At 64.0% G+C, this 12,528-nt stretch carries 11 protein-coding genes; 7 read left to right on the forward strand and 4 right to left on the reverse strand.

The features are described 5' to 3' along the window. Positions 1-82 precede the first annotated feature (82 nt). The 5 genes from AC1RNN_RS03195 to AC1RNN_RS03215 are packed head-to-tail and all read left to right on the forward strand — an operon-like array spanning position 83 to position 5,452. Positions 83-901, forward strand: coding sequence for a GNAT family N-acetyltransferase (locus AC1RNN_RS03195; RefSeq protein WP_493086040.1), 819 nt, complete (start codon positions 83-85; stop codon positions 899-901). Continuing rightward, positions 901-1,770: a UDP-2,3-diacylglucosamine diphosphatase gene (locus AC1RNN_RS03200; RefSeq protein WP_493086038.1), complete on the forward strand. Its 870-nt coding sequence runs from the start codon at positions 901-903 to the stop codon at positions 1,768-1,770. Before AC1RNN_RS03195 ends, AC1RNN_RS03200 begins: the two co-directional genes overlap by 1 nt. Further along, on the forward strand, positions 1,767-2,837 hold the full coding sequence (locus AC1RNN_RS03205; protein WP_493086036.1) for a glycosyltransferase family 4 protein: 1,071 nt from the start codon (positions 1,767-1,769) through the stop codon (positions 2,835-2,837). Before AC1RNN_RS03200 ends, AC1RNN_RS03205 begins: the two co-directional genes overlap by 4 nt. 45 nt (positions 2,838-2,882) lie before the next feature. Beyond that, on the forward strand, positions 2,883-4,970 hold the full coding sequence (ppk1, locus tag AC1RNN_RS03210) for a polyphosphate kinase 1 (RefSeq protein ID WP_493086035.1): 2,088 nt from the start codon (positions 2,883-2,885) through the stop codon (positions 4,968-4,970). Positions 4,971-4,990: 20 nt separating this feature from the next. After that, complete coding sequence (locus tag AC1RNN_RS03215) at positions 4,991-5,452, forward strand: SixA phosphatase family protein (RefSeq protein WP_493086033.1); 462 nt, start codon at positions 4,991-4,993, stop codon at positions 5,450-5,452. A 5-nt stretch (positions 5,453-5,457) separates the two neighbouring features. Here the strand turns inward: AC1RNN_RS03215 and AC1RNN_RS03220 are convergent, their stop codons facing one another. Then, positions 5,458-5,952, reverse strand: coding sequence for a hypothetical protein (locus AC1RNN_RS03220; protein WP_493086031.1), 495 nt, complete (start codon positions 5,950-5,952; stop codon positions 5,458-5,460). A gap of 134 nt (positions 5,953-6,086) precedes the next feature. Here AC1RNN_RS03220 and AC1RNN_RS03225 point away from each other — a divergent pair, with 134 nt between their 5' ends. Continuing rightward, entirely contained in the window at positions 6,087-7,892 is a 1,806-nt protein-coding gene (locus AC1RNN_RS03225; protein WP_493086029.1) for an EAL domain-containing protein, read from the forward strand. 38 nt (positions 7,893-7,930) lie between these two features. Here AC1RNN_RS03225 and AC1RNN_RS03230 read toward each other — a convergent pair whose 3' ends face one another. The 3 genes from AC1RNN_RS03230 to AC1RNN_RS03240 all read right to left on the reverse strand — a co-directional run bounded on the left by AC1RNN_RS03230 (position 7,931) and on the right by AC1RNN_RS03240 (position 11,263). After that, positions 7,931-9,433: a Ppx/GppA phosphatase family protein gene (locus tag AC1RNN_RS03230; protein WP_493086028.1), complete on the reverse strand. Its 1,503-nt coding sequence runs from the start codon at positions 9,431-9,433 to the stop codon at positions 7,931-7,933. Between the two features lie 70 nt (positions 9,434-9,503). Continuing rightward, entirely contained in the window at positions 9,504-10,643 is a 1,140-nt protein-coding gene (locus AC1RNN_RS03235) for an ABC transporter substrate-binding protein (protein ID WP_493086026.1), read from the reverse strand. Between the two features lie 122 nt (positions 10,644-10,765). Next, the gene (locus AC1RNN_RS03240) at positions 10,766-11,263 is read right to left on the reverse strand and encodes a fasciclin domain-containing protein (protein ID WP_493086024.1); all 498 of its coding nucleotides are present in this window, start codon (positions 11,261-11,263) and stop codon (positions 10,766-10,768) included. Positions 11,264-11,459: 196 nt separating this feature from the next. Between AC1RNN_RS03240 and pstS the strand changes: the two genes are divergently transcribed. Then, positions 11,460-12,503: a phosphate ABC transporter substrate-binding protein PstS gene (gene pstS, locus AC1RNN_RS03245; RefSeq protein ID WP_493086022.1), complete on the forward strand. Its 1,044-nt coding sequence runs from the start codon at positions 11,460-11,462 to the stop codon at positions 12,501-12,503. The last annotated feature ends 25 nt before the right edge of the window (positions 12,504-12,528 follow it).

The following is a 12,528-nucleotide window of genomic DNA, read 5'->3' on the forward strand; positions in this document are numbered from 1 at the left end:
TTCATGCAACTGCCATGTATGGGTCACAGGCGCTCTTCACACTTCCCGGTCAGTGCAATCACGCTCAAGGAAGGGGACAAGAATGCCAACAACATCCGCCGCAGCCGTGCCTACGCTGGCCTCGCCCACACTGCATCCGATCGCGGTGCAGACCGCAACCACCACCTCCGCGCGCAGCGGCATCGAAGTCTCCTGGGCCAAGCACCAGGATGAAGTCCGCGCCGCCCAGCGCCTGCGCCACGATGTCTTCGCTGGCGAAATGGGTGCCCGCCTGAGCACCAACATTCCCGGTCACGACGTGGACCTGTTCGACAACTTCTGCGAACACCTGCTGGTGCGCGACCAGGCCAGCGGCCAGGTCATCGGCACCTACCGCGTGCTCACGCCTACCCAGGCCAAGCGCGTGGGCAGTTTCTACAGCGACACCGAATTTGACCTGACCCGCCTGCGCAGCCTGCGCGAACGCATGGTGGAGCTGGGCCGCAGCTGCGTGCACCCGGACCACCGCCACGGCGGCGTCATCATGGCGCTGTGGGGCGCGTTGGCTGAATTCATGGTGCGCAATCAGCTCGACACCATGATTGGTTGCGCCAGCATCCCCATGCTGCACAACGGCGTGGTCAGCGGCGACGTGGCGGCCAGCATTTGGCGCCAGGTTGAAGCCACGCACCTCGCCCCCATCGAATACCACGTGCGGCCACGCCTGCCGCTCCCCATTGAGCAGTTGGACAGCACTCTGGACGTGGAGCCACCCGCGCTGATCAAAGGCTACCTGCGCTTGGGTGCCAAGGTGCTGGGGGCTCCGGCTTGGGACCCGGACTTCAACACGGCCGACTTGCCGATGCTCATGCGCATCGCCGATCTGCCTTCCCGCTACCGCAAGCACTTCCTGGGGGCCTGATGCGCACCGCCTTCGACGCTCTGGGAGCCAACTGGCAGGGTTTGGCGCCAGGCGCCGAAGCCGATGACGACGAAGCGGGCCACCGCCGCTACCGCGCGGTGTTTGTGTCCGACATCCACCTGGGCACCGCCGGTTGCCAGGCCAAGCCGCTGTTGGACTTTCTGAAGCACCATCCCAGTGACCACCTCTATCTGGTGGGCGACATCGTGGACGGTTGGCAGCTGCGCCGCCGCTGGTTCTGGCCGCAGGCGCACAACGATGTGGTGCAAAAGCTGTTGCGCCGTGCACGCAAGGGCTGCCGCGTGGTCTTCATCCCTGGCAACCATGACGAGTTTGCCCGCGGCTTCGTGGGCCACCAGTTTGGCGGTATCGAGGTACACGAAGACACGGTGCACACCACCGCTGATGGCCGCACGCTGTGGGTCACGCATGGCGACTACTTCGATGGCGTGATCCAGTGCGCCAAGTGGCTGGCTTACCTGGGTGACAACGCCTACGAGTTCACCCTCAAGCTCAACCGCTACCTCAACACCCTGCGCGCACGCATGGGCCTGCCGTACTGGTCGCTGTCGGCCTACCTCAAGCACAAGGTCAAGAAGGCCCTGAACTACGTGACCGACTTCGAGAAGGCCGTGGCCCAGGAGGCGCGCCGCCGCGGCCACGATGGCGTGGTCTGCGGCCACATCCACCATGCCGAGATGCGCACCATCGACGGCACGCTGTACTGCAACGATGGCGACTGGGTGGAAAGCCGCACCGCCCTGGTGGAGCACATGGACGGCCAGCTCGAACTCATTTATTGGGCCGGCACTGCTAGCCCGCCGGCCACCGCCGTGGCCACCCCCGCCCTGCAGGAAACCCACGCATGAAACTCGCCCTGATTACCGACGCATGGCAGCCCCAGGTCAACGGGGTGGTGACCACCCTGGTGGAACTGGTGCGCGAACTCGAAGGCCTGGGCCATGTGGTGGAAGTGATTCACCCTGGCCTGTTCAAGACCCGGCCTTGTCCGGGCTACGCGGGCATTGACCTCGCAGTGCGCCCCGGCAAGGCGCTGGCGCAGATGCTGGATGCCGGCGCACACGACGCCATTCACCTCGCTACCGAAGGCCCGCTGGGTTGGGCTGCGCGCAGCTACTGCCGAAAGCACAAGCTGGCTTTCACCACGGCCTACCACACGCGTTTTCCCGAGATCCTGCAGGCTGCGCTCAAGATTCCGCTGTGGATGGGCTACGCCTTGTTCCGCCACTTCCACAAGCCCTCGTCGGGCGTGATGGTGCCCACGCCCAGCGTGCTGCGCATGCTGGATGCACAGGGCTTTCGCAAGCTGCGCAGTTGGACGCACGGGGTGGATGTGCAGCTCTTCCCCTACCAGGAGGAGCCGCGCGTGTATGCGCCGCTGGGCCTGCTGGCGCGGCCGGTGTCGCTGTTTGTGGGCCGCGTGTCCTACGAGAAGAATATTGACGCCTTCCTGCAAATGGACGTGCCTGGCACCAAGATCGTCTGCGGCGTGGGCCCGCTGGAAGCGGACCTGAAGGCGCGTTACCCCCATGTGCGCTGGCTGGGCGTGTTGCCGCGTGACGAGCTGGCCAAGGTCTATGCCGCAGCCGATGTGTTTGTCATGCCAAGCCGGTCTGAGACCTTCGGCCTGGTGATGCTGGAGGCCATGGCCTGCGGCACGCCCGTGGCAGCCTACCCGGTGGAGGGGCCCAACGAGGTGGTGGGTTCCCCAACACAGGGCGGGGTGTTGCAGGAAGACCTGACCCAGGCCTGGTATGGCGCGCTCTCGGTGCCGCGCCATGAGGCACGCGCCCGGGCGCTGCACTTTGGCTGGGCCTATGCGGCCTTGCTGTTTGCGGGCCATCTGGTGCCGGCGCGGGCCAGTACGGCGGTGTCCCCGGCGGCTGTGCGGGATGTCACATCACTGTCATCTTAGGCGTCAACAATTCTTCACCGTTGTGTCATAAATGGGTGAATCTCCATGTTGTCCGCTCTTAGCAAGCGCCTGGTCAAGCCTGCGCTCGCCGCCCCCGATCTGCTGGATAGGGACCACAGCCTCCTCGCGTTCAATGAGCGTGTGCTGGACTGGGCAATACGTTCCGATGTCCCGCTGCTGGAGCGCCTGAGGTACCTCTGCATCGTCTCCAGCAACCTGGACGAGTTTTTTGAGGTGCGCGCCGAGCCGCATCTTTCGGCCAAGCAGACGAATGACCACAAGGGCCAGTTCACAGTCGCTTCATTCGAGCGACTGGCCGATGCGCTGCACACGCTGGTAGCCCGCCAGTACACGCTCTACAACGAGCAGCTGATGCCCGCCTTTGCTAAGGCTGGCATCCGAATCGTCTCGCATGGTGAGCGCACGGCGGCGCAGCGTGCCTGGGTGAAGCAATATTTTGAGCGCGAAGTGCGCCCGCTGCTGATTCCCGTGGGGCTGGACCCCTCGCACCCGTTTCCGCAGGTAGCCAACAAGTCACTCAACTTCATTGTGCGCCTGGGCGGCAAGGACGCCTTCGGGCGTGAGAATGAGATCGCCATCGTCAAGGTGCCGCGCGTGCTGCCGCGCCTGATCCGCATGCCTGACAAGGGTGCCGGCAAGCAGGCGCTGTTTGTTTCGTTGTCCAGCGTGATCCGCGCGCATTTGGCGGAGCTGTTTCCGGGCCGTGTGGTGGGGCAGTTTTCACAATTCCGCGTGACGCGCCATTCCGACCTTGCGGTGGACGAGGACGATGTGCAGAACCTGCGTACCGCACTGCGGCAGGGCTTGGTGCACCGGCACTACGGCCAGGCCGTGCGCCTGGAAGTTTCGGCCGGGTGCTCCGAGCATCTGGCGAGCTTTCTGCTCAAGCAGTTTTCGCTTCCGGCCCAAGCTTTGTTCCGCGTGCATGGCCCGGTCAATCTGGCCCGACTCACCCAGCTGATTGATCTGGTGCAGCGGCCCGACCTTTGTTTCCCGGGCTACCGGGCGTCCTACCCGGCCCAGTTGCAGAGCGGGCAGTCCATCTTTGCCCAGCTGCGCCAGGGTGACATCCTCATGCACCAGCCCTTCGAGAGCTTCGACGGGGTGCTGGCCTTTTTGCGCGAGGCGGTCAATGACCCGCAGGTACTGGCCATCAAGCAGACCATTTACCGCACGGGTGCCGACTCCGAGCTCATGGACCTGCTGCGCGAAGCAGTGCGCCGCGGCAAGGAAGTGACCGTGGTGGTGGAGCTCAAGGCGCGGTTTGACGAAGAAGCCAACATCAACTGGGCCGAGATGCTGGAATCCATCGGGGCGCAGGTGGTGTACGGCGTGGTGGGCCTGAAGACGCACGCCAAGATGATGCTGATCACACGGCGCGAGGGCAAATCACTCAAGCGCTACGGCCATCTCTCCACCGGCAACTACAACCCGCGCACGGCGCGCCTGTACACCGACATCAGCCATCTCACGGCCGATGCCGCCATCACAACCGACATGGAACACGTGTTCGTGCATCTGGCTGGCCAAAGCAAGCTGCCGCCGCTCTCCCGACTCTGGATGGCGCCGTTTCATCTGCACCGCAAGCTAATCGCGCGTATTGATGCCTTGGGGGAGGCTGCGCGCAAGGGCGAGTCCACCCGCATCGTGGCCAAGATGAATTCGCTGACCGACGAAGACCTGATCCGCAGCCTGATGCGTGCGGGCGAGGCCGGCGTGAAGATCGACCTCGTCGTGCGTGGCGCCTGCATGCTGCCCGCCCAGGTGCCGGGGCGTACCGAGAACATCCGGGTGCGCTCGGTGATCGGCCGCTTTCTGGAGCACTCGCGGGTGTTTTACTTCCGCCAGGGCGAGGGGGAAGAGCTCTACCTGTCCAGCGCCGACTGGATGAACCGCAACATGGTGCGGCGTGTGGAGCTGGCCTGGCCGGTGACGGATGCTGCTTTGCGCCAGCGCATTGTGGACGAGTGCCTGGTGGCCTATTTGCATGACGGCGTGGACGCCTGGGAGCTGGGGGGCGATGGCCGGTACCAGCGGGTGCAGGCGGGGGCGCACGCCCATGGTGCCCAGGCCGCACTCATGGCCCGCTACGGACGCAACGACAAGGCCTGAACAACAAGGGAGAGGGAGCGATGGATTTGATTCTCTGGCGCCACGCGGAAGCCATAGACCTGGATCTGGTAGGCGACGACATGCTGCGTACCCTGAGCAGCAAGGGTGACAAGCAGGCAGCCCGCATGGCGGCCTGGTTGGATAGGCAATTACCGGATGGCGCCAAGATCTGGGCCAGCCCGGCGGCGCGTACCGAGCAGACCGCACAGGCCCTGGGCCGCAAGTTCAAGACCCATGCAGCGCTGGCCCCCTTGGGCAATGTGGATGGCCTGCTGGACTTGGTGCAGTGGCCCCATGCCAAGGGCTGCGTGGTGGTGGTCGGCCACCAGCCTACGCTGGGCCAGACGATCTCCCGCCTTCTGGGTCTCAACGAGGCGGAATGTGCGATCAAGAAAGGCGCGGTCTGGTGGTTGCGCCACCGGGAGCGCGAGGGCAGCGGCCAAACCGTGGTCGTGACCGTGCAGTCCCCCGAGCTGCTCTAAAGGCCTCAGGCCTTCTTGGTCTTGGCCGGGCGGCCGGTCTTCAGGCTGGGCACTGCCAGCAGGGCCTGCTTGAAGGCGGCATCCGACAGGGCGGCGATGGCCTTGACGCCGGCGCGGATCAGTTCGGTCTTCTTGACCGGGTTGCCCAGTTTGGCGGCGCGCAGCTTGAGCACGTCCAGCACGTCGTATTCGGGCTTGGGAATGGTGAAGCTGTCGCGCACCATCTTGGGCTTCTTGACCTTGGCAACCTTGGGTGCTGCAACCGGTTTGGCGGCTGCGGGCTTGGCAACGGCTTTCTTGGTGACGCTGGCCGCAGCCTTCTTGGCGGCAGGTGTCTTGGCCTTCACGGCAGCCTTGGGTTTGGCTTTGGCAGCAGGGCGGGCAACAGGCTTGGCCGCAGCTTTGGGTGCTGCCGCGGGGGCAGTCTTTTTGCTGGCAGCGGCCTTGACGGGCGCGGGTGTTGCGGTGGTGGGGGCAGCGGGCTTGTCGGTCGAAGTCACGTGAAAAATCCTTTGAAAAGTAAAACGGTATATACAGTTTATACCGTTTATAAAATTCTCAAAAATGCAGTGTCACACCACTGTCATCGGGGCTTCATACGATGGGCGGCCCTATGTGTTCTGGAGATTGCGCCATGCACTCACAGCCTCTGCGTTTGGTGTCCAGCAATGCACCGGCGAACGCCGTGCCCGGGCCTTTGCAATCGGTGTTGCAGGCCGGTAGCCTGTACCCGGTGTTCCAACCCATCGTGAATCTCGCCGATGCCTCGATCCATGCCCACGAGGCCTTGATCCGTGGCCCTGCCGGCACCCCACTCCACACGCCAGACGCACTGCTGCGTGCAGCAGCAGAGGAGGACCTGCGCTACGAGTTCGAGAACGCCTGCGTGGTGGCCACCCTGCCGACCTGGGGGCAGTTGCGCGGTGGAGGCCGGCTGTTTGTGAATATCAGCGCCAACGCGCTGACCCGCATCTTCAACCTGCGCGGGCGTGAGGGCTTGCTGCGCTGGATTCTCGATCTGCGCGTGATGCCGCGTACCCTGGTCCTGGAGATCACGGAGCACGAGCGGGTGGACAGCATGGACCGTCTGGCCGAGGTGGTGCAGGAGATCCGCTCGGCCGGCGTGTCACTGGCGCTGGATGACTTTGGCGATGGCCATTCCAGCCTGCGCCTGTGGTCCCAGCTCAAGCCCGAGGTGGTGAAGATCGACAAGTACTTCACGCGCAACATCAGCGCCCATGGGGACAAGCTGCGCACCATCCAGGCCCTGCAGCAGATTGCCACCGTGTTTGGCAGTTCGCTGGTGGCCGAGGGGATAGAGACCGCGGAAGACCTGCGCGTGCTGCGCGACTTGGGTATCGAGTACGGGCAGGGCTATTTTCTGGGTCACCCGGACCGCAAGCCGATGAAGTACCTGGGGGCTGAGCCCCAGCGCGTGCTCAGCGAACGGCAGGTGGCGGTGTTTCCCGAACTGGGCCGCATGTCCCAGGGGGGGCACCTGCGCAGCCTGTCTCTGTTGCGCGCGCCCACAGTGACGCCGGAGACGCACAACGATGCCCTGGCCGAGATTTTCCTGGAGCACCCCACGTTGCATGCCGTGGCCATGCTGGAGGGCGAGCGGCCGGTGGGCATCATCAACCGCGCCCTGTTCATGAATGAGTACAGCAAGCTCTACTACCGCGAAGTGTGGGGCCGCAAGCCCTGCGCGGTGCATGCCAACCGGGAGCCACGCCTGATCGAACGCGAGCACAGCGTGGACGAGCTGGTCGGTATCCTGACCTCGCAGGACCAGCGCTACCTGAACGATGGCTTCATCGCCACCGAGAATGGCCACTACATGGGCCTGGGCACCGGCGACCAGCTGGTGCGCTCCGTGACGGAGACGCGCATCGAAGCGGCACGCCACGCCAATCCGCTGACCTTTTTGCCCGGCAACATTCCCATCAGCCAGCACATGGAACGCCTGCTCAAAAAGCAGGTGCGCTTCGTGGCTTGCTATGCCGATCTCAACAACTTCAAGCCATTCAACGACTACTACGGCTACTGGCGCGGCGACGAGATGATCCGCTTGCTGGCACGCGTGGCCATGGAGCAGTGCGATTCGCAGCGTGACTTCCTGGGCCATGTGGGGGGTGACGATTTCATCCTGCTCTTCCAGAGTCCCGACTGGAAAGTGCGTTGCGAGCGTCTGGTGGAGGAGTTTGCAGAGCGTGCGCTGGCCATGTTTGATGACGAGGCGCGGGAGCGGGGTGGCATCGAGGCCGAAGACCGCCACGGCGTGATGCGCTTCTTTCCCTGCACCACGCTGTCGGTAGGGGCAGTGGTGATTGATGGTGCGCAGTTCACACGGGTGGAGGATGTGGCCAATCTGGCGGCCATGGCCAAGCATGCGGCCAAGCAGGCGGGGGTGGGGCTGTTTGAGCGGGATGCTGTGGTTTAAGTCTTCGGTGTGTTTAAAAAACGAAGACCCCAAAAAACTTAAACCCCCACCAACTCCAGACTCCAAGGCGTCTTCAGCCAAAGCTGCACTTCCTCCTGCAGCAAATGTGCGCTCTGCGGGAAAGCCGCTGCCCAGCCATTCCGACACCGCAAGCGGAAGCTATGGTCTTCCCCGCGCGCCAGCACCATGCCCTGCAGATCCGGGGCACGCCGTGCATGGCACAGGATCACGGCCAGGCGCAGGCACATCAGTTGCAGCACCAAGTCGTCCTGCTGCAGGGACGCTTCCAGCTTGCGCAGTTTGCCGCGGTGGCCCAGCACCAGCAGGCTCAGGCGGTGCATTTCCGACAGTGAGAAGCCGGCCGCATCGGCATTGTCCAGGATGTAGGCGCCGTGCTTGTGGTAGTCACTGTGCGAGATGTGGCTGCCGATCTCGTGCAGGCGGGCGGCCCAGTTGAGTTTGCGGTAGGTGCGGCCGTGTTCGGGGTGCTGTTCGTCCAGCGGGCCGCCCAGCACCTGCTGCAGCAGGTGGGTGGCCACGCTGCCCACGCGCTCGCCGTGGGCGGTATCCACATTGAATTTGCTGGCCAAGCGCTGCACGCTTTTGGCGCGCAGGTCGCCATAGGTATTGGTCGTGCCCAGCAGGTCGCAGATCAGGCCGTGGCGCAGGCCGCCCGCGGCATGCTGCATTTCGGTGATACCCAGCAGGCTGAAAACGGCGCGCATGACGCTGACGCCACCGCCAATGATGGCTTTGCGGTCTTCGCGCATGCCCGCGATGCGCAGGCGTTCGGCGCTTTGCGCGGCGATCAGGCGGTCCAGCAACCAGTCCAGTCCATCCTGCGAGACGATGCCGGCGGGCCAGCCTGCGGCCACGAGCACATCGCCAATGGCGCCCACGGTACCGGCGGAGCCGTAGGCGGTATCCCAGCGGTCGGGTGGGTAGGCGTCCAGCGCCTCATCCAGCACGGCCTTGGCGGCAATCTCAGCCATCTCGAACGACTTTCTGCTGAACTGGCCATCGCCAAAGTAGCGTTTGGACCAGGCAATACTGCCCACGCGGTAGGACTCCATGACCGTGGGGGTGAGGCCGGTGCCCAGGATGAGTTCGGTGGAGCGGCCGCCGATGTCCACGACCAGGCGGCGCTCGTCGGTCTCGGGCAGCATGTGGGCCACGCCTTGGTAGATCAGGCGGGCCTCTTCGCGGCCGGAGATGACGTCGATGGGAAAGCCCAGCACGGCGTTGGCGCGTTCCAGGAAGGCATCGCGGTTGCGCGCTTCGCGCAAGGTCTGGGTCGCTACAGCCTTGACTTCACCGGGCTTGAAGCCAGCCAAGCGCTCGCCAAAACGGGCCAGACATTCCCAGCCGGCCTGCATGGCGGCGGGGGTGAGGTTGCGGTCTTCATCCAGACCGCCGCCCTGGCGCACGGTCTCTTTCAGGTATTCGGTCCGTCGAAATTCACCGTGGTCTACACGCCCGATTTCCAGGCGGAAGCTGTTGGAGCCCAGGTCCACGGCGGCCAGGCGATTTCCGTTTTGCATCGACGTTCTGTCAGTAAGTGGTTAAGTGGCTGCGGGAGCATAGCACCGGCCCGCAGCCAAGGCGCCGGCCTCAGCCGATCAGGCGGCCTTCGGCGGAGATCATGCTTTGGGTTACGAAGGCAGGGCTCTTGCGCTGCTTGTCCGGGTCGATGCGGAAGCCGCCCAGGTCCATGGGGGTGCGGCGGGCAAAGGCCTGCATCACGTTGGCACGGCGCAGGCTGCCTTCCACACCCGCCATCACCTCCTGGGCATAACGCGCAGAGAGGTAGCCGGCCAGGCTTTGCGGGGTAGGGGGTTCGTCGTAGAGGCGGTTCAGCGTTTCGCGGTAGCTGCGCACGATGGGCTGGTTGCCATTGACCAGAGGTACAGCCTGGGTGGCGATGACCGGTGTGAAACGCGACACACCCAGCTGTTGCAGGGCCTGCAGGTTGACGTCGGACATGGCCACGATGTAGCGCTGGGCTGCCTGCTTTTCGATGCCTTGGGAAAACTGCGCCAGCTCGGGCGTGCCGCCCAGGAAAATCAGGATGCGCGGGCTGTCCGCCCGCAGCTCGGTAGCCAGGGCCTGCAGTGTGCTGCTAGGCACATAGCTGCGAAGCTTGAGCTTCAGGCTGGCGGCCGCCAGCTCCAAGTCCTGCTGGTAGCTGCTGCGCTCGGCGGCGCTGGCAAATACGGCACCCACTTCGGTCACGCCCATGATGGACAGCGATTTCACCGCGTGTGCGATTTGCTCCTGCCGGGTGGCGAAGATGCCAATGGTGGTGTCCTGCCCCTCGGCGGCCACGCTGTGCAGCCAGGGGGCCACATGGGGAACGTCTGCCACCTCGCGTTGCAGCAGCGACGCCAGCTGGCTGGCGGCCCGGTGGCCCGTGCTGCCGACCACCGCCACGCACTCGGGCTGTGCCTTGAGCGTGTCGACGGCGGCGCGCAGCGATTGCGGGCTGCCGTCCACTTCCACCACGATGTGCTTGACCGGCTTGCCGCGCAGGCCGCCCCGGGTATTGAGGTCCTGCCAGGCCGCGCGGGCCCCGATCAGGAAATCCCGGGACACATCGATCTGGCTGGCCGACATGTCCACCACCTGCAGCACGGAGGGGCCGGTGGCGGTGGCACGGGGGGCCTGGGCCCAAGCGGGGGCACACAGGGCGCTGCCTGCCAGGGCACCCAGCAGGGTTCGGCGGCGCAGGGAGTGGGTGGGGGCGAGGTGCATGGCGTGGTCTGTGGTGAGGTTTGCTATGGATTCAGGAGCTGCTCGCGCATATTCCATGGGGCTACAGGCCAATTTCAATAAAAAATGGCCCGTCGCCGGGCCATTGCTGCCAAGAGGCTGGTTTATTTGCCTGCGGGTGCGGGCAGCACGGTGTCCACCACGTGCACCACGCCGTTGGTGGCGACGATGTCGGCCTGGGTAACGGCGGCGGTTTCCACCGTCACGAAGTCGCCGGCCTTGGACACGGCCAGGGGCGTGCCCTGCAGGGATTTCACGTTGCTGTTCTTTACGTCGGCGGCCATCAGCTTGGCGGGAACCACGTGGTAAGCCAGCAGGGCCTTGAGCTTCTCGGGGTTCTGGGTCAGCTCGTCCAGGGCCTTGGCTGGTACGGCCTTGAAAGCGGCATTGCTGGGTGCAAATACAGTGTAGGGGCCACCGGTCTTGAGGGTGTCGCTCAGGCCGGCTTTGGCGACCAGAGAGGACAGGGTGCTCAGTTCAGGGGTCTTGGCCAGCGTCTGGGCCACGTCGGTAGGGGCCGGGCGGGTGGCGCAGCCCACCATGCTGGTGAGCAGGGCGACGACCAACAGAGTGCGGCGGGCAGGGAAGGTGTTGAATGTCATGGGGGCTCCGGTTTGAAAGCGCGAAGCGTAGGAATTTTTCGTGACAGTGGTGTGACAAATAGTTGAAAACGGGATGACCCTGACCTCGCCATGGATGCTCTGGCGGAAAAGCGGTTTATGTCACATCGTTGTCACAAAAGGTTCTTAAATTCACACCGTTCGCAGTTTTCTCAACCAACCGACTGAGGCTTTCTCCATGACTATTTCCTTCCAACGCGCACTGCTGGTCTCCGCAATGACCGCTGCTGTGGGCTTTGCCGGCGCCGCTGGTGCCCAAGAAATTACCGGTGCAGGCGCTTCCTTCCCCGCACCCGTCTACTCCAAGTGGGCCTCTGACTACAACAAAGCCACTGGCGTCAAGGTGAACTACCAGTCCATCGGCTCCGGCGGCGGCATCAAGCAGATCGATTCCAAGACTGTGGACTTCGGCGCTTCCGACATGCCCCTGAAGGACGACGAACTGGCCAAGAAGGGCCAAGTGCAGTTCCCCACCGTGATCGGCGGCGTGGTGCCGGTGATCAACGTCAAGGGCATCGAACCCGGCCAACTGAAGCTGAATGGCCAAGTTCTGGGCGACATCTACCTGGGCAAGATCTCCAAGTGGAATGACCCCGCCCTGAAGGCCCTGAACCCCAGCCTGAACCTGCCTGACGCTGCCATCGCCCAAGTGCGCCGCGCTGACGGCTCCGGCACCACCTTCATCTTCACGAACTACCTGAGCAAGGTGAACGCCGAGTGGAAGGCCAAGATCGGCGAAGGTACAGCCGTGAACTGGACCGTGGGTGCTGGTGGCAAGGGCAACGAAGGCGTGGCTGCTTTCGTAAGCCGCCTGCCCAACTCCATCGGTTACGTGGAGTATTCCTACGCCAAGCAAAACAAGCTGAGCTATACCCTGATGCAAAACGCCTCCGGTGCCTTCGTGCGCCCCGAGGACGACACCTTCAAGGCAGCCGCAGCCGGTGCTGACTGGAACAAGACCTTCTACCAAATCCTGACCAACCAGCCTGGCAAGGATTCCTGGCCCATCACCAACGCCACCTACATCCTGATGCACAAGTTGCAGGACAAGCCCGCCAATGGTTCTGAGTCGCTCAAGTTCTTCTCCTGGGCTTACGCCAACGGTGGCAAGTCTGCGGAAGATCTGGACTACGTGCCTATGCCCGCTGCTGTGGTCGCCGCCATCCAGAAGTCCTGGGGCGAGATCAAGGACGGCGCTGGCAAGCCCATCGCTTTCAAGTAATCGGTCACCGCTACTGAACTGACGG

Source organism: Rhodoferax sp. GW822-FHT02D07 (genome assembly GCF_058802405.1).

Bases quoted from the DNA above. Each gene is read 5' to 3' on its own strand.
- AC1RNN_RS03195 (WP_493086040.1), top strand. From the start codon at position 83: ATGCCAACAACATCCGCCGCAGCCGTGCCTACGCTGGCCTCGCCCACA.
- AC1RNN_RS03200 (WP_493086038.1), top strand. From the start codon at position 901: ATGCGCACCGCCTTCGACGCTCTGGGAGCCAACTGGCAGGGTTTGGCG.
- AC1RNN_RS03205 (WP_493086036.1), top strand. From the start codon at position 1,767: ATGAAACTCGCCCTGATTACCGACGCATGGCAGCCCCAGGTCAACGGG.
- ppk1 (WP_493086035.1), top strand. From the start codon at position 2,883: ATGTTGTCCGCTCTTAGCAAGCGCCTGGTCAAGCCTGCGCTCGCCGCC.
- AC1RNN_RS03215 (WP_493086033.1), top strand. From the start codon at position 4,991: ATGGATTTGATTCTCTGGCGCCACGCGGAAGCCATAGACCTGGATCTG.
- AC1RNN_RS03225 (WP_493086029.1), top strand. From the start codon at position 6,087: ATGCACTCACAGCCTCTGCGTTTGGTGTCCAGCAATGCACCGGCGAAC.
- AC1RNN_RS03230 (WP_493086028.1), bottom strand. From the start codon at position 9,433: ATGCAAAACGGAAATCGCCTGGCCGCCGTGGACCTGGGCTCCAACAGC.
- AC1RNN_RS03235 (WP_493086026.1), bottom strand. From the start codon at position 10,643: ATGCACCTCGCCCCCACCCACTCCCTGCGCCGCCGAACCCTGCTGGGT.
- AC1RNN_RS03240 (WP_493086024.1), bottom strand. From the start codon at position 11,263: ATGACATTCAACACCTTCCCTGCCCGCCGCACTCTGTTGGTCGTCGCC.
- pstS (WP_493086022.1), top strand. From the start codon at position 11,460: ATGACTATTTCCTTCCAACGCGCACTGCTGGTCTCCGCAATGACCGCT.